We start from the raw sequence: 203 nt of genomic DNA, 5'->3' as shown, positions 1-203 counted from the left end.
CCGATGTATCGCTCCAAATTAGATTTATAGCCTAATTCGCTGTAAATAAGATGGTGTCTAACCCACTCGGAAGAGTGCGATTATTAGAAGCATCGCAACAAGTTTTGCGTGCCCTGGTGGTGGAATTGGTAGACACAAGGGATTTAAAATCCCTCGGCGTTCGCGCTGTGCCGGTTCAAGTCCGGCCCGGGGCACCATCTATT

The 203-nt window shown here is 48.8% G+C and carries 1 tRNA gene; it reads left to right on the top strand.

The window, feature by feature from the left end:
• Positions 1–110: 110 nt before the first annotated feature.
• A tRNA-Leu gene (locus BCU12_RS08790) sits at positions 111–197 on the top strand.
• Positions 198–203 lie beyond the last annotated feature (6 nt).

The organism is Vibrio sp. 10N.261.55.A7 (assembly GCF_002877365.1).
Classification (GTDB): Bacteria; Pseudomonadota; Gammaproteobacteria; order Enterobacterales; family Vibrionaceae; genus Vibrio.
The sequence above is the reverse complement of the archived record's forward strand: the minus strand, read 5'-3'. Positions and strand labels throughout refer to the sequence as shown.